This window comes from Dactylosporangium sp. NPDC050588 (assembly GCF_040654975.1).
GTDB lineage: Bacteria > Actinomycetota > Actinomycetes > Mycobacteriales > Micromonosporaceae > Dactylosporangium > Dactylosporangium maewongense.
In genome coordinates this window covers 1-16,110 of the sequence record NZ_JBFAJA010000162.1, presented here as the reverse complement: position 1 = coordinate 16,110, position 16,110 = coordinate 1, and the positions used below count along the sequence as shown (strand labels likewise).

Genomic DNA, 16,110 nt, shown 5'->3' with positions numbered 1-16,110 from the left:
GCTGGCGTTCCAGGCGCCGCCGGAGGCGGTGATGCCGCCGGTGACGTAGTAGGGGAAGATCGCTGGGATGATCAGCCGCCGCCAGCGCCGCCAGCCGTGGACGCCGAGGTTGTCCATGGCCTCGCGCAGGTCGGTCGGGATGGCCATGGCTCCGGCGATGGTGTTGAACAGGATGTACCACTGTGCGCCGAGGCCCATGAGCAGGATGCCGCCGATGTCGATGGACAGGCCGGTGCGGACAAATAGCCAGGTGGCGAGCGGGAACAGGAAGTTGGCTGGGAACGAGGCGAGGATCTGCACGATGGGCTGGGCGATGCGGGCCAATCGGGGGCTTGACCCGATGCGCACGCCGATGGGCACCCAGACGAGGGTGGTGAGCACGACGAGGACGATCACCCGGCCGAGGGTGAGCAGCCCGAGCAGTAGCGGTTCGGCGACCACGCCGAGCCCGGCGGTGCCGTGCAGGTACCGCAGCAGGCTGTACAAGCCCCAGCCGATCAGGGCGATCGTCGCGGCGGCGAAGACGACGTCGCCGGCGAGACGGCGGCCGTGGCTGACCGGCAACGGCCGGTCGTCGGTGCCGAACACGCGGCCGGCCATCGCGGACCATCCTGCGAGTTTGCGCCGGGCCGGGGCGAGGGCCTGGGGCCAGTGCGAGCGGCGCAGGAAGTCCAGCACGACGGAGCGCTGGACCTCGGTGGCCTCGGACTGCTCCTGCTTGAACTTCTCCGCCCAGGCGGTCATCGGCCGCCAGAAGAAGAAGTTGACGCCGATCACCATCACGGCCATGGCCGCGATGGCCAGGAACACATGGCCCAGGTTCCCCTGGGCGATCGCGGCTCCGGCGTAGGCGCCAACTCCAGGCAGGGTGTACTGGGCGTTGGCGACGGTGACCGCCTCGGAGGCGACCAGGAAGAACCAGCCGCCACCGAAGGACATCATGCTGTTCCAGATCAGGCCGATCGCGCCGTTGGGGACCTCGATCTTCCAGAACCGCATCCACCGGGTGAGGCGCAGACTGCGGGACAACTCGTCGAGATCGCGGGGCAGGGTGATCAGCGAGTGGTAGAAGCTGAACGTCATGTTCCACGCCTGCGAGGTGAAGATCGCGAAGATGGAGGCGAGTTCCAGGCCGATGAACGAGTGCGGGAACAGGGCGAGCAACGCGCCGATGGCGACGGTGAGGAAGGCCAGCACCGGTACTGACTGCAGGATGTCCAGCGCGGGGATGAGGATCTTCTCCAGCCGCCGCGACCGGGCCGCGGCGTACGCAAAGCCGAAGGTGAAGACGGTGGAGACGCCGAGCGCGACGAACATGCGCAGCAGGCTGCGCCCGGCGTAATACGGCAGCCGGGCCGGGTTGGTGTCGATGGCAAGGTGTTGCGGGGTGAACGACACGGTCGTGCCCTCGGCGATCCGGAACACCAGGTAGAACAGCACCAGGACTGCGGCCGCGACGACCCAGTCCACCCAGCCGAACTGGGAACGCAGCCACGGCAGCCGCGCCGGCGGCCTTGGTGCCACGCGCGGAGCGCGCCTCATGGACAGCATGAACAGCCCCCTACGGGGAGAAACCAACACGGAGTACCGCCCACGGGCGGGAAATCGGGCGACACGGCCCGGTCTGCGCGCGACGTGACCGAACGAGCGACACGGAGGCGCGCGAGACGGTGGGATCAAGGCATCCGCGGCGGGAGCGCCGGTGCTCAGGCGGCCCTGCGGGGCCGAGGATGACAACTGGAGGGAGGGTCACAACTTCGCATGCCCGTCACCTCCTCAAACCGATCCAGCTAGAACCGTCGTGCAGTGTGCCACCTATTTGCGTCTCTGCGCAAATATGCGTGACGACCGGAGCCGGAGGTGGCGCCGGGTTGGTCGCGTCCGCTGGCGTGGTGTAGGAACGGCCAGCGCTGATCCAGATGGTTGAATGTTAGGCCGCTGCCAGTTCGGCGGCGGTGGGTTCAGCGTTGGTTCCCTCGGTCGTGATCAGGGTGAGTCTGGCTTTGGCGAGGATTTCCAGGCCCATGTAACGGCGGCCTTCAGTCCATTCGTCGGTCCCTAAGATCTTGTCGTCTGGGTGAGGTGCCCAGATCCGGGGGCGGCGGGGTGTGGCTGATTCGTCGGTGCCGTTGGTGGCTTGAGCAGAGTGGCCGCCTCGTCGTTCTGGATGCCCTGTCCGCTGATTGAGATCTGTTGCGAATCGTCGCTGGTTAGGGACCTGTCGGCGGGGCTGTCCGTTCGGATCGTGCCTGCTGGAGGGTGGTGCAGCGCTCGTGGCAGTGGTTGCGGCGTGGGTTGGCATCGATGCTGGGAAGGCGAAGCATCACGCGGTTGCGATCGACGGTGATGGTGACGTGTTGTGGTCGGTCAAGGTCGACAATGATCAGCAGGCGATCGTGGAGTTGCTGGCCCGAGCCGCTGCGGTGGATGGAGAAGTTCGCTGGGCTGTGGATCTGACGAGCCCGGTCGCGGCGCTGCTGCTGGGATTGCTGCTGCATGCCGGGCAGCGGGTCGTGTTTGTGCCTGGCCGGACGGTGAACCGGATGGCTGGAGCGTTCCGCGGTGAGGGCAAGACCGACGCGAAAGACGCCCGGATCATCGCCGAGACGGCGCGGATGCGGCATCGCGATCTGACGGTCGTGACCGCGCCGGACGACCTGGCGATCGAGCTGAGCCGGCTCACGGCGCATCGCAGCGACTTGTCTGCGGAGTGGGTGCGTGGCGTCAACCGACTGCGGGAACTGCTCACCAGTGTGTTCCCGGCGCTCGAGCGGGCGTTTGACTTCACGACTCGCTCGGCACTGATGCTGGTTTCTGAGTACTGCACTCCGACTGCCCTGCGCTCGGTCGATGAGGAACAGCTCGCTGCGCAGCTTGCCCGGCTCGGTGCTCGCAACTCGGCAACGATGGCCGTGACAGCCGTTCGCGCCGCGTCAGGTCAGGACATCGTGCTGCCCGGAGAGGCGACGACTGCTCTGCTCATCAAGCGGTTGGCTCGCCAGTTGCTGGAGTTGGACCGCAGTATCCGAGACACCAGCAAGCTGATCGCCGAGCGGTTCCGGACCCATCCGCAGGCGACGATCATCGAGAGCTTGCCTGGGATGGGCCCGATCCTGGGCGCTGAGCTCGTGGCCATGACCGGCGGTGATCCACGGGCACTGTTCGCCAACCCCGGACGGCTGGCCGCGCAGGCGGGCTTGGTCCCGGTGCCGAAGGATTCCGGCCGCGTCAGCGGGAATCTGCACCGTCCCAAGCGCTATCACCGCGGTCTGCGCCGAGTGTTCTTCATGGCGGCACTGTCCAGCATCAAGGCCGGCGGCGCTTCCAGCGCCTATTACCAGCGCAAACGTGGTGAGAACCGGATGCATCAGCAGGCCATCCTTGCCCTGGCCAGACGTCTCGTCGACGTCCTATGGGCACTCCTGCGGGACAACCGAACCTTCAGTCCGGCAGCACCGACGCATGCCACCACTTGACGTGACGCATTGAGATTCTGCTCGGCGAGGACGGCGCCGACGAGCCGGATGATCGCGGCCCGGTTCGGAAAGATGCCGACGACGTCGGTTCGGCGGCGGATCTCCTTGTTGAGCCGCTCTTGGGGGTTGTTGCTCCAGATCTGGCGCCAGACCTCCCGCGGGAACGCGGTGAACGCCAGGAGCTCCTCACGGGCGTCGTGCAGGTGCTCGGCCGCGGTCGGGAACCGTTCGCCGATCGCGGCGACGGCGCGGTCGTACTGGGCTCGGACGGTGTCGGCGTCGGGCTGGTCGAAGATCGTGCGGACCAGGGTCGCGACCCACGGCTGCGCGGACTTCGGCACCTTGGTGAGCAGGTTGCGCAGGTAGTGGGTGCGGCAGCGCTGCCAGGTGGCGCCGGGCAGGGCGGCGCCGATGGCGTTGACCAGGCCGCGGTGGGCGTCGGACACGACGAGGCGGACTCCGGACAGGCCGCGGGCGGTCAGGGACCGCAGGAACGCCAGCCAGCCGGCGCCGTCCTCGTCCGAGGAGACGTCCAGGCCGAGGACTTCGCGGCCGCCGTCGGCGTTGACCCCGACCGCGATCAGGGCGTGGACGTTCACGATCCGGCCGTGTTCACGGACCTTGATCACGAGGGCGTCCACCCACACGAACGTGTAATGCGCCGCGTCCAGGGGCCGGTTGCGGAACGCCTCGACCTGCGCGTCCAGATGCGCCGCCATCTCGCTGACCTGCGACTTCGACAGTGTGGCGATGCCCAGCTGCTCGACGAGCTTCTCCACCCGCCGCGTGGACACCCCGAGCAGGTAGGCGGTCGCGACCACACTGACCAGGGCCTGTTCGGCACGGCGACGGTGCTGCAGCAGCCAGTCCGGAAAGTACGAGCCCTGCCGCAGCTTCGGAATGGCGAGCTCGACGGTGCCGGCGCGGGTGTCCCAGTCCCGCTGCCGGTAGCCGTTGCGGGAGTGGACGCGTTCGTCGCTGCGTTCGCCGTAGCCGGCGCCGCACACCGCGTCGGCCTCGGCGGACATGAGCGCATCGGCGAACGTTTTCACCATCGCACGCAACAGATCGGGTGACGCGGACTCGAGTTGCTCACGCAGGAACGTGGCACCGTCCACACTCACAGGTGCGGCCATCGCTTGATCTCCTTCAGTTCTTCGTCGTTCCGAAGGATCTAGCGGTGGCCGTTCCCATTCACCACATCACGCCCAAAGTGGGCGAGTCGTACACCACTCCCGTGGACGCAACCCGCCGGGTTGGCTGACATCAGGCCAGCCGCTAGGTTTTGTTACGTGGTGGGGCAAGAGCAGTTCGAGCCGATGATGGACGTGCTGCGCGCACTGGCCGAACCCACCCGGCTCCGGCTGGTATGGGCGCTGTCCACCCGCGAGCACTCAGTGAGCGAACTCGCCGAACTGGTGGGCGCCCACGTGGCCGCAGTGTCCCAGCACCTGGCGAAACTGCGGGACGCGGGCCTGGTCGCCTCCCGTCGCGACGGCACCCGCATCTTCTACCGTGCCGCCACACCACACCTGGTTGACCTGCTGAACCAGCTCGTCGTGGTGGGTGGGCACGTGTCCGGCGAGCTCGACCTGCCACGACCGGGCGCGCCGGCGCCAACGGCCGCCGCCACAGCGGCCACGCGCAACGCCGCAGCGTCGCGGTCCCGCCCAGCCGGTAGCCGGGCGCGCACGGCTGAGACGTGACAGATGCCGACGCGGCGGCCCGTCGCTCCGCGCCAGCTGGGTGTGCGCCGGCGCGCCAGGGGTGTACCGCGACCTTGCCGGGGTAGTGCCGAACTCGTCATGTGGCCGGTGCGGCTGCCGCGCTTCCCGTGGCGGCAGTCGGCCCGACTTCAGCGAAGCTGCTGCGTGGCTCCCGCCCTGTGCCCCCTGACTGCGCGGGAGAGCGCGGACCTGATGAAACGCAAGCCGGGGACCGTTCCGTCTGCATTCCGGCCAGGTGCCGAGTCGCCGGCCCTGCTGCTACAGAAAGGACGCTGCCGCTATGAAGAAGGTTCTTGTCACCGGGGCCGGGACTGGTTTCGGTCATGAGGTGGCCATGCGCCTGGCTGGAAAGGGATTCGACGTCATCGCCGCCGTGGAGATTTGGGCCCAGGTGCAGACCCTCAAGTGGCAGGCCGCTCAGCGAGGGGTGCAGTTGCAGGTCGAGAAGCTCGACGTCACCGACGAAGGCGACCGGAGGAAGGCCCTTTCGTGGGACGTCGAGATCCTGGTGAACAACGCGGGTGTCGGGGAGGGTGGTTCGACTGTCGACATTCCCGCCGGGAACATTCGCCATCAATTCGAGGTGAACCTTTTCGGTCCCCTTCTGCTGACGCAGGGCATCGCGAAGCAGATGGTCAAGCGCGGCGAGGGGCGTATCGTCTGGGTGTCGTCCCGGGAAGGGTTGAACGTCAACCCCTTCACCGGCCTCTACTCGGCGTCGAAGCACGCGATCGAGGCGATCGCCGAAAGCATGGCGGACGAGCTGCGCGAGTTCGGCATCGAGGTTGCCACCGTTAATCCAGGCCCGTTTCTCACCGGGTTCAACGACCGCATGTTCCAGACGTGGAAGGGCTGGGAGGACGAAGCCTCCGAGCGGCTGTTCGACTACTCGAGGCTCGCCTTCCCACGGGCGCAGTTCGATCCCGAACCCGTCTACAATACATTGACTGCTGTCGCCGCAGGTGAGGTGGACAGCTACCGGAACCTGGAGCCGGCATCGATGATCGAGGAGACCAAGAGTCTCATCGAGGCGCCATGGCAGCGACAGGTCCGCGACGGACTCGGCACGCGCCCGGCAAACCTTCAGGCTTCGTTCGACATGGAGCCCGAAACCCCTGTTTCCGTCTGAATCCCATCAGGGTGCCAAGCGGCGTGCTCCGGCGCGCCTGGGCGGCGCCGCATGGGCCGGACGGCGGCGGTGATGGGGGTGTGTTGGGTGCCGAGTCCTTCGATGGTGGTGGTCATGGTCTGGCCGGGTCTCGTTGTCGATGCAGAGGTGCATGGCGAGGCGGTGCGGGTCGGGGATCTCGTCGGTCGTGACGAGCCAGGGCCCGATGGGTGCGAAGGTGTCGTGTGCCTTGCCTTTGTCCCAGGTGCCGCCGCGGTGCAGCTGCCAGGTGCGTTCGGTGATGTCGTTGACGATGCAATATCCGGCGATGTGGTCCATCGCCTCGGACGTGCTGACTCCATATGCCGTGCGGCCGATGACGACGCCCAGTTCGATCTCGTAGTCGGTGGTCGTGCTCAGCGGTGGCAGGAGCAGCGGTTCGTTCGGGCCGCTGATGGCCGAGGCCGGCTTCAGGAACAGCAGGGGCTCGTCGGGCAGGGTCATCCGTGCTTCGTTTGCGTGCGAAGCTGAGCACACCGCCGGGGCCGGACATCTGACGGGCGATCAGCTCCGCTTGCGGGTGGGCAGCAAGGCTGGGGTGGTGCACCCGGACCACCGCGGGATGCTCGGTCAGGTAGGCCGCGACTGCGGCAGCCGACCGGTTGTGCTGCCGGATCCGCACCGGCAGAGTACGCAGCCCGCGCTGCAGCATCCACGCGTCATGAGCGGACAGCGTTGCACCGAACAGGTATGCGTCGCTCCAGAGCCGTTCGGCGAGCGTGTTCGAGGTGACCGAGACGCCGGCGGTGAGGTCGCCGTGGCCGCCGAGGTACTTGGTGGCGCTGTGCAGGACGATGTCCGCGCCGAGGCCGAGCAGCTGCTGGTTGATCGGCGAGGCGAGCGTGGCGTCGACGGCCACAATCGCCCCGGCGCGTTGGGCCAGTGCCGAGACCGCCGCGACGTCGGTGATCCGCAGCAGCGGGTTCGTCGGCGTCTCGAGCAGTACCAGTGCCGCCGGGGTGCGCAGTGCCTGGTCGAATCCCGCCAGGTCGGCGTGGTGGACGAAGTCGACGTCGATGCCGAGTCGCGGAGCGATCCTCTCCAGGAAGCCGACGGTTCCCCCGTACAGTTCGCGCTGGGCGACGACCCGCGAGCCGGCGCCGAAGGCGACGATCGTCGCGGTGATCGCGGCCATGCCCGAGGCGTACAGCAGCGCGGTCTCGCCGCCCTCGAGTGCGGCGATGACGGCAGCGGTCCAGCCCGACCCGTCCTCCTGCCGGCCGGGGGAGCCGTGGTCCTGCCGCTGGGCGGGTGTACTCCCCGTGCCGGCGGGTAGAAAGGCGCGTCGGGCTCGGCCGTGTGCGGCCCCTGGGGCATGTGGCGACGCTCACGACCGGAATACGTGACATGTCACGTGAGTTGTCGAGGGCGGTAAGTCGTTCACGGGTGAAGGAGCAGAGACATGAACCGACTGCAGGGCAAGACGGCACTGGTGACGGGCGGCACCTCGGGGATCGGGCTGGCGGCCGCGCGGCGCTTCGCCGATGAGGGCGCGCACGTCTTCGTGACCGGACGCAGGAAGGAGGCCGTCGACGAAGCGGTCGCCCTGATCGGCTCGTCCGCCACCGGCATTGCCGGCGACGTCGGCGACCCGCAGGATCTGGACCGGCTCTTCGCGGCCGTCGAACAGCGCGGCGCCGGCCTCGACGTGCTCATGGCCAATGCCGGGGGCGGCTCCTTCGCCCCGCTGGAGGCGATCACCGCCGAGGACTACCGCGCGACGTTCGACCGCAACGTCGGCGGCACGCTTTTCACCGTGCAGAAGGCGTTGCCGTTGCTCAAGCCGGGTTCGTCGATCATCCTGACCGGTTCCACCGCCGCCTCCAACGGCACGGCGGCGTTCGGGCTCTACGCGGCGACGAAGGCGGCGATCCGGTCGTTCGGACGCACCTGGGCCGCCGAGCTCGCCGGCCGGAACATCCGGGTCAACACGCTGGTCCCGGGTCCGGTGCGGACACCGGGGCTCGCCGGGCTGGCCGGCGACCCCGCAGGCGTCGAGCCACTGTTTGCGTCGCTGGCCGCTGAGGTACCGCTCGGCCGCCTGGGCGCGCCGGAGGAGATCGCGGCCGCCGCGGCGTTCCTGGCATCCGACGACAGCAGCTTCATGACCGGCGCGGAGCTCTTCGTCGACGGCGGCGCGGAGCAGATCTGACATCCGTGACAGTTCACGTAAGTGGCACGATGGTGGTATGACCGCCAGACGTCCGGCCCGGGGCTGGCTCGACCACGACCAGCAGCGTGCCTGGCTCGCGTACATCCGCCTGCAGCTACGGCTCTCGTACGAGATCAACCGCCAGCTGCAGGCGGACCACGAGCTTTCGCTGTCCGACTACGACGTGCTCACCGCGTTGAGCGTCGCGCCGGCGTCCTGCCTGGCCGTCAGTACGCTGGCGACGCAGCTCGGCTGGGAGCGCAGCCGGCTGTCGCACCATGCCAGGCGGATGGCCGCGCGGGGCCTGGTCAGCCTCGACCCCGCGCTCGCCGACCGGCGGGTGACCGAGGTGTCGCTCACCACCGCCGGGCGGCACGCCCTCGAGGCGGCCGCGCCGGGCCACGTCGACCTGGTCCACGACCTGTTCTTCGACGGCCTGCCGGCGCACCTGCTCGCCCCGTTCAGTGAGGCGCTCGAACACATCTACGACAACGTCCTGGCCCGGGGGACGCTCCCGCGACCAGAGATTCGATCTTGACCTCGAGCGGTGTTGAGGTCCTACGGTCAGCCGGTCGGGTTCACGAGGATGCTCACGGAGGACATCATCGGATCGGGTCTGCCCTGGACGATGCTGCGGCCGACCGCATGGATGGTCGGGGGACCGGGGCAGCTGCAGCAACCCGCCCTCACCGGTCAGGTTCAGCTCCGAGCCTGCTCAACCGGCAGCGGGCCGGACCAGCGGGTGCTGAGATCGCCGTCGACGGTCTGCGCGGCCGGGTTGATGTCCTCGGCGGCGCTCGCCCGGAGCCCGGCGATCTGCGCGGCGTCCTCGGCGACGGCGCTGACCTGGGCCGGGACCGGGGTGAACGCCGGCGGTGCGGCGAGGCCGGCGGGGCCGAGGGGCAGTAGGAGGCTGGTGGCGGCCGGCAGCAGTGCGGGGAATGGCGCGCCGGGCGCCGCCGCGTGGTGGGCCTCATGAGCGGACCGTAGGCACGGCATCGAGCGCCGCGCATGAGTATCCATTGCTCAGAGCGAATCCGTCCCTGCGCTTGCGCGGGTGGGTTCCGGCGGCGAGCATGATGGCGCGGCGACATTCTGGCACCGCACCGACGGTGTCGCACACCGCGCGTCGCCGCCGACACGCGTGGGAGCCACCGTGACTGCGACGACGCTTGCCACCACGGCGGTGCACTGGCCGCTCGTGGGCCGATCGACCGAGGTGCAGCACCTGTCCGCGCTGCTCGGCGCCACCGACGAGGCGGGCGTCCTGCTCATCGGCGAGGCCGGCGTCGGCAAGTCCCGGCTGGCGCAGGAGGTTGCGCAGCGGTGTACGGACGGCGGCATGCTGGTGTCGACCCTGTCCGGCTGGGAGGCGGCCGACGGGTTGCCGCTCGCCGCCGCCGCCCCGCTGCTGCCCGCCGCGGGCGGCGACGGGCTGGCCCGCGCGTTCGCCGCGGCCACCCGGGCGCTGCGGCAGCGGGCCGCGGACCGGCCGGTGCTGCTGCACATCGACGACGCCCAGCACTTCGACGCCGCGTCGACCGCGCTCGTGCAGCACCTGGCCGGCGCCGTGCCTGCCAAGCTGCTCGTGACGGCCCGGCCCGAGGCGATGGACGCCCCGGCGCTGCGTGCGCTGCGGGCCCGGCCGACGCTGCAGCGGGTCTCGATCGGCCCGCTGCGACCGGCGGCCGTCGACGCGCTGATCCGCGCCGCGCTCGGCGGCCCGGTCGACCGGCTCACCCTCGGCCGCCTCGCCGGCATCACCGGCGGAAACCCGCTGTTCCTGCGCCATCTCGTCGACGCCGGGCTCGCCGCGGGGCAGCTGCGCCCGGTCGACGGGCTGTGGCGCTGGCACGGCACGATCTGCTCCCACCAGGGCCTGCGCGACCTCGTCGCCGACGTCCTGCGCCGCCTCGACACGCAGGAGCGCGCCGCGCTGCGGTACGTGGCGCACGGCGAGCCGATGTGCGCAGACGCGCTGGAGACGCTGGCACCGCTGCCGGTCCTGGAAGCGCTGGAGCGGCGGCAGCTGATCCGGGTCGACCGCTCCGCCCACGGGCTGCTGGTGCGCTGCGGCCACCCGCTGTACGGCGAGCTGATGCGGGCCACCGCCACGGCCCGGGAGCGCCGGGAGGTCTACCGGCGGCTGGCCGAGGCGGTCGACGCAGCCGGCATGCCCGGCCCCGGCGCGCACCTGCGGTCCGTGCTGTGGCGCCTGGCGGCCAAGGAGCGGGTGCCCGTGCCGCACATCCTGCGCGCCGCCCGTGACGCCCTGGACCGCGGCGACGCGGTCCGGGCCGAGTCCCTCGCGCGCAGCGCCGGCGCGGCCGGGGTGGAGGTGCTGGCCGGTGCGCTCGTCGCGCAGGACAAGGCGGTCGCGGCCGAGGCCCTGCTCGACGCGGAGCACGAGCACCTGCCGGCGGCCGACCGCGCCGGCCTGGCGGCGCTGCGCGCCCTCAACCTGTTCTGGGGCCTGCGCCGGCCGGAGCTGGCCGCGGCGGTCGTCGACCGGGCCCGCCGGACCCTGCCCGCGGAGCAGCGCGACGACCCGCGGCTCGGCGTGGCCGCCCTGGCGCTGTCCGTGTTCGGTGCCGGCCACGGCGACGGGACCCTGCTCGACGGCGTCACCGGCAGCGTCGTCGGCGGCGCTGCGTCGGCGATCCGCGCGTACGCCGCGGTCTTCGCCGGCGCCCCGGCCCGGGTCGTCGCCGGGTTCCGGGACGGCGACCTGGCGGCGCCCCGAGCGTGGGCGTCGATGCGCGGCGCGGCCGCCGCCTGTCACGTCCACGCGCTCGCCATGGCCGGCGAGCTGTCCGCCGCACTGTCCACCGGGCGCGAGTACCACCGGGCGGCGCTGACCCGCGGCGCCGCGTCGGAGGTGGCGATGCTGTCGCTGGAGCTGGGGGTCTGCGAGGTGTGGGCCGGACGGCCGGCGCGTGCGCTGCCGTACCTGCGGGAGGCCCGGGCCCTCGTCGACGAGCACACCCCGTTCCCCATCCAGACGTACGTGTTCAGCGAGTACGCCGCCTGCCAGGCCACGCTCGGCCGCGGCGCGGCGGCGACCTCGGCGGTGCGGTACATGCGCGCGCGATTACCGTCCGGTTCGGTGCTCACCGGGCACCTCGACATGGCGGAGGCGCGGTGCCGGGCCTACGCCGGTGACGCCATCGGCGGTGCCCGGCTCGCCGCGGCGCTCGGCGAGCGGTACCTCGCCCTGCACCGGCTCACCAGCGCCGCCGACAGCCTGTACCTGGCCGGTCGGTTACGGCCGTGTGCCTCGGTGGCCGCGGCGTTGCGACTGGCTGCGGACCGCGCCGACAGCCCGCTGTTCGTGCTCTTCGCCGACCACGTCGAGGCGCTGGTGCACCGCGACGCGGACCGGCTCGCCGCCGCCTGCGAAGGCCTGGCCGGGCTGGGCTACGCGGCGGTCGCGCTGGAGGCCGCGGCATCCGGCGTCCGGCTGGAGGGGACGGTGCGCGACAGCAGGTTCCGGCCGTTGCTGGCGACGCTGGGGGAGCGGTGCGAGGGGTTCGTGCCGCCGTGGGCGGAGGGTGTCGCCCGGCCGGCCGCGCTGACGGGCCGGGAACGCCAGATCGCCGACCTGGCCGCCACCGGCATGCCCAACGAGGCCATCGCCCAGCAGCTGCGGCTGTCGGTGCGGACCGTCGGCAACCACCTCTACCGCGTGTACCGCAAGCTCGGCGTGACCAGCCGTGACAGCCTCGCCCGGGTGCTGGCCGCGCCCGCGTCCCGGACGGCCATCGGATGACCACCGGCCGGGACGGGGCACGGTCCTTACGCGCTGAGTGCGGTGACTTCGGTGATGCTGGCCCAGCCGTTGCCTTCGGCGTTGTTCCACCAGGCGTACTTCACGTAGCGGGCCTGGCGGGCGGGGAACCCGGTGACTTCCGGTTGGAGCGTGGTGCCGCTGCTGCGGCCTTCCCAGGCCTTCACGTAGGTCACGTTGTCGACCGATGTGTAGATGGTGTAGTCGTTCCAGCGCAGGTTCCCGCGGTGCCACGCGACGCCGGCGCCGCAGATGGTGCGTCGGGTGCCGAGGTCGACGGTGAGGTAGGCGCCGAAGCCGTAGCCGGACCAGCGGGTGGTCAGGTTGCCGTCGACGGCGTTCTGCGGTGGGTTGACGGCCTCGTAGGTGTTGGCCGACACCCCGGCCACCGGCTGCGCACGGTTGCACGTGGCCCGAGGGTCGATCTCCCGGACGCTGAGGCGGGTCACGTCGACGTCGGAGGCGAGATCCCACCGGAGCGTCGCGATCGGCCCGCCCCAGCGCACCACCTCGTCGCGGGTGCCACCGCAGCGGTTGTCCTCGTCGATCGCCCAGCCGCCCTGGTCGTCGTAGGACGCGACCGCGGTCCAGGTGTTGGTGTTGGAACGGTCCAGGTACGTCTCCATCCGCACCCCGGCGGGGGTGTTGAACATGACGGCCTTGAAGCCGACGAGCTTGCCCTGCACCGATGCTCCGGAATGCTGCCAGGAGCCGCTGGCGTAGCCGTCACCGCCGTCGTGGAACAGCTCCTTCTGCCACCGCGTGGCGCCGTCGCGGTAGCGCAGGTTCGCCTTGTACGCCGTACCCCAGCAGGTCTGCGGGGTGTCGCCGGTTCCGGTGTGCCGGGCGCCGCGGGCGTACCAGGTGAACTCCTCGTCGGTGTCGGAGGTCTTGTTGAGCCGGACGTAGCCGGTGAGCTCCACGTCGCGCCAGTCGGACGCGTCGTGCTGGTACCCCACCGTGCGCAGCGTCGGCTGCGACCACACCAGGTCGTCCTCGTCGTCGTGGTCGTAGGTGGCGCTCAACACGCCCAGTCTGGTGTCCGCCTGGGTCACCTTGAAGGTGCCGTCCGGGTTGCGCTTGAGCGCCGGCCCGTCGAGCCGATCGTCGGCGGCCGGGTTGCCGTCGAGCCGCCACTCCTGCCCGCCGGCCTTCGTCGGGTACATCATGGCGACGCCGTCGACGTCGTTGCCGATCGGGGTCGCGGCCGCGGCTGCCGCGGGCCCGGCCGCCGCCGCGGTGAGCACGGTCGTGGCGGCCAGCGCCAGGACGGTCATCCCGAGCAGCGCCCGGCGCCCCGGTGCGGGTGCGCGGTCGGGTCCGGGTCTGGATCGGGGTGCGGTTGTGGGCATGGGTACGGCCTCCGTTCCGGTGGGCTACACGACGCGACACCTGCGCACCGTGCCTTCACCGTCGTCCCGGCGGCGGGCGCCGGTCATGAGCGATCCGTACTCAATCGCCGTGCCGCACTGCCGGGGAGACTCCGGTGACCACGGGGCCCGGGGTGTCCGCGGCCGTGGAGCGCTGGCCGCTCGTGGGCCGCGCGGACATCGCCCGGCGCGCCGTCGAACTGCTGCGGCGGTCCTCCGCCGTGGTGGTCACCGGCGAGGCCGGGCTGGGCAAGTCGCGACTGGCCCGGATGGTCCTCGACCGCTGCGGCACGGGCGGCGCGCTGGTCGCCCGTACCGCCGCCACCGCCTCCCCGGTCGCTTCGCCGGCCGTTGCGGCACTGCTCACGGACGCGGGCGCCGGCTCCTCCCTGGCTGAGGCACCGTCGGTCGCCGCCGCGGCGCGGGCGCTGCGTGCGCTCGCCAGGGGGCGCCCGACGGTGCTCGGCGTCGACGACGCGGACCGCCTGACCCCGGCGGACGCCGCGCTCGTGCACGAATTGGCGGAGCGGACCGGCGCGGGCCTGCTGCTCACGGCGCGCCCCGACGCCGGTGCCGGCCCGCCCTGGTGGCAGCGGCGACCGGTCGTGGAGCTGCCGCTGCGGCCGCTGCCGTTGCGGGCCACGGCGGCCCTGCTCACCGCCGCGCTGGGCGGTCCGGTCGACGGGATGACGGTCCGCGGCCTGTGGCGGGCGGCGCGGGGCAACCCGCTCGTGCTGCACCGGCTGGTCGGTGTCGGGCTCACCTGCGGCCGGCTCGTCGCCGTCCGGGACGTGTGGTCCTGGCGCGGTGCGGTCGGCGATCCCCGCCGCTGGCGCGACCTGGCTGCGGTGGACGCGGAGCCGTTGCCGGACGGTGTCTCCGAGGTGCTGGAGTACCTGGCGGTGGCGGGGCCGCTGCCCGAGGCGGTCCTGCGCGCGGTGGTCGCCGGTCCCGCGCTCGACGCGCTCGTCAGCGCCGGGCGGGTCGTGCGGACGACGGGCGCCGCGGGCACGGTGCTGCGCCCGGCGCACCCGCTGCAGGTGGAGGGCGTCCTGCCGTCCGTCGGGTCGCTGCGCCGCCGCCGGCTCTTCCGCGACCTCGTGCGGGCCGCCGACCCGGCGGACGGCGACCGGCCGAAAGGACCGCTGCAGGCGTGGTGGCGGCTGGAGGCGGCCGAGCCCGTCCCGCCGGCCACACTGCTGGCCGCGGCAGGGGCCGCGCTCGACACCGGGCGTCCGGGGCTCGCTGCCCGGCTGGCCAGGCACGTGCCCGGCCGCGACGGCGCCCTGCTGCACGCCGAGGCGCTGGTGGCGCTGGGCCGGGCCGGTGAGGCCGAGCGGATCCTGTGCCGGCTGTGCCTCGACCGGCCCGACGATCCGCGCGCCGCGGCCACCCGCGTGCTGAACCTCTTCTGGGGACTGTCGCGCACCGACGAGGCGGCGGCCGAGGTCGAGCGGGCCCGGCAGCATGTGCCACGCCCCGACGGCTCGGTGGAGCTCACGATCGCCGCACAGGCCGTCGCGCTCTTCACCGGCGGCGCCGGGGCGCCGGTCGACGCGCGCGGCGGCGGGCCGCTGATCCGGGACGTCGCCGAGGCGCTGCGGACCTACCTGTTGACCTTCCGCGGGCGACCGGGACAGGTGTGTGCCGAGCGCGACCCGGAACCGGCGCCGGCGGTCTGGACGGCGGTCCGCATGTCGACCCGGGCCTGCCAGGCGTATGCGCTGGTCCTGACCGGCCGGCTCGGCGAGGGGCTCGCGCTGGCCCGGCGGCACTACGCGGGGGCGCTGCGGCGCTCCTGCGTCGAGGAGGCCGCGGTGGCCGCGCACGCCGTCGGCGTCGCCGAGTGGTGGTCTGGCCGGCCGGCGCGGGCACTGCCGGCGCTGCGCGAGGCGTACGCGCTGGCGGACGAGCGGACGCCGTTCCCGGTGCGGGTGTTCATCGCCGGGCAGTACGCGGTGTGCCTGGCCGCGCTCGGCGAGGCGGACCGGGCCGGGCGGATCCTCGCCGCGATCGACGACCGGGTGGCCCCGGGCAGCACGCTGTGCGACCGGGTCGAGCTGGACCGGGTGCTCGTCCTCGCCTACGGCGGCCGGCATGCCCACGCCGCCGACCGCGCCGATCGGCTGGCCGAGCGGTACCTCGCCGCGGGCCGGCTCACGACCGGCGTCGAGTGCGCGTACCTGCACGTCCGGCTGGCACCCGCCCGGTCGGCGGCGGCCGTCCGGCGGCTGCGGGACGCCGCCGCCCGCTGCGACAGTCCGCTGTTCGACCTGTTCGCCGAGCACGCCGAGGCGTTGCTGCGCGGCCGGGCGGCGCCGCTGCTGCGGGTGGCCGACCGGTTCGACGCGCTCGGGTATCACGGCTTCGCCCTCGAGGCCGCCGCCGCGGCCGCCCACGGCCCGGCCGCGCCGGCGGCGGCGAACCGGG

Annotated in this window: 12 protein-coding genes and 1 pseudogene; 7 read left to right on the top strand and 6 right to left on the bottom strand. The window is 71.9% G+C overall.

What is annotated here, in order from left to right; translation table 11 throughout:
• On the bottom strand, positions 1 to 1,524 hold a 1,524-nt coding region (locus AB0I21_RS55935), incomplete at its 3' end, for an ABC transporter permease subunit (protein WP_360574003.1).
• Positions 1,525 to 2,273: 749 nt separating this feature from the next.
• Between AB0I21_RS55935 and AB0I21_RS55930 the strand changes: the two genes are divergently transcribed.
• Positions 2,274 to 3,476 carry an IS110 family transposase gene (locus tag AB0I21_RS55930; RefSeq protein WP_360574001.1) on the top strand — a complete coding sequence of 401 codons (1,203 nt, stop codon included), beginning with the start codon at positions 2,274 to 2,276 and terminating at the stop codon, positions 3,474 to 3,476.
• Here AB0I21_RS55930 and AB0I21_RS55925 read toward each other — a convergent pair.
• Positions 3,368 to 4,612 carry an IS256 family transposase gene (locus AB0I21_RS55925; RefSeq protein WP_360573999.1) on the bottom strand — a complete coding sequence of 415 codons (1,245 nt, stop codon included), beginning with the start codon at positions 4,610 to 4,612 and terminating at the stop codon, positions 3,368 to 3,370. The two genes, AB0I21_RS55930 and AB0I21_RS55925, sit on opposite strands and share 109 nt — an antisense overlap.
• 156 nt (positions 4,613 to 4,768) lie before the next feature.
• Between AB0I21_RS55925 and AB0I21_RS55920 the strand changes: the two genes are divergently transcribed.
• Positions 4,769 to 5,182 (top strand): metalloregulator ArsR/SmtB family transcription factor, encoded by a 414-nt coding sequence (locus tag AB0I21_RS55920; RefSeq protein ID WP_360573997.1) that lies wholly within the window; start codon positions 4,769 to 4,771, stop codon positions 5,180 to 5,182.
• Between the two features lie 301 nt (positions 5,183 to 5,483).
• Positions 5,484 to 6,332: an SDR family oxidoreductase gene (locus tag AB0I21_RS55915; RefSeq protein ID WP_360573995.1), complete on the top strand. Its 849-nt coding sequence runs from the start codon at positions 5,484 to 5,486 to the stop codon at positions 6,330 to 6,332.
• A 6-nt stretch (positions 6,333 to 6,338) separates the two neighbouring features.
• Here AB0I21_RS55915 and AB0I21_RS55910 read toward each other — a convergent pair whose 3' ends face one another.
• On the bottom strand, positions 6,339 to 6,815 hold the full coding sequence (locus AB0I21_RS55910) for a fumarylacetoacetate hydrolase family protein (protein WP_360573993.1): 477 nt from the start codon (positions 6,813 to 6,815) through the stop codon (positions 6,339 to 6,341).
• 16 nt (positions 6,816 to 6,831) lie between these two features.
• A pseudogene (locus AB0I21_RS55905) lies at positions 6,832 to 7,554 on the bottom strand (PLP-dependent transferase); the annotation flags it as partial.
• A 219-nt stretch (positions 7,555 to 7,773) separates the two neighbouring features.
• Here AB0I21_RS55905 and AB0I21_RS55900 point away from each other — a divergent pair.
• Together AB0I21_RS55900 and AB0I21_RS55895 are read left to right on the top strand one after the other, a co-directional pair.
• Positions 7,774 to 8,523 (top strand): SDR family oxidoreductase, encoded by a 750-nt coding sequence (locus tag AB0I21_RS55900; RefSeq protein ID WP_360573992.1) that lies wholly within the window; start codon positions 7,774 to 7,776, stop codon positions 8,521 to 8,523.
• Positions 8,524 to 8,560: 37 nt separating this feature from the next.
• Positions 8,561 to 9,061 carry a MarR family transcriptional regulator gene (locus tag AB0I21_RS55895; protein WP_360573990.1) on the top strand — a complete coding sequence of 167 codons (501 nt, stop codon included), beginning with the start codon at positions 8,561 to 8,563 and terminating at the stop codon, positions 9,059 to 9,061.
• Positions 9,062 to 9,222: 161 nt separating this feature from the next.
• On the opposite strand, the gene AB0I21_RS55890 is transcribed toward AB0I21_RS55895, so the two are convergent.
• Entirely contained in the window at positions 9,223 to 9,546 is a 324-nt protein-coding gene (locus tag AB0I21_RS55890) for a hypothetical protein (RefSeq protein WP_360573988.1), read from the bottom strand.
• Positions 9,547 to 9,679: 133 nt separating this feature from the next.
• On the opposite strand from AB0I21_RS55890, the gene AB0I21_RS55885 reads away from it, so the two are divergent.
• Positions 9,680 to 12,292 (top strand): LuxR C-terminal-related transcriptional regulator, encoded by a 2,613-nt coding sequence (locus tag AB0I21_RS55885; RefSeq protein WP_360573986.1) that lies wholly within the window; start codon positions 9,680 to 9,682, stop codon positions 12,290 to 12,292.
• Between the two features lie 26 nt (positions 12,293 to 12,318).
• Here AB0I21_RS55885 and AB0I21_RS55880 read toward each other — a convergent pair whose 3' ends face one another.
• A complete protein-coding gene (locus tag AB0I21_RS55880; RefSeq protein WP_360573985.1) occupies positions 12,319 to 13,587 on the bottom strand; it encodes a discoidin domain-containing protein in 1,269 nt (422 codons plus the stop codon).
• A gap of 209 nt (positions 13,588 to 13,796) precedes the next feature.
• Here AB0I21_RS55880 and AB0I21_RS55875 point away from each other — a divergent pair.
• Positions 13,797 to 16,110: AAA family ATPase (locus AB0I21_RS55875; protein WP_360573982.1), on the top strand; the 2,314-nt coding region annotated here is incomplete at its 3' end.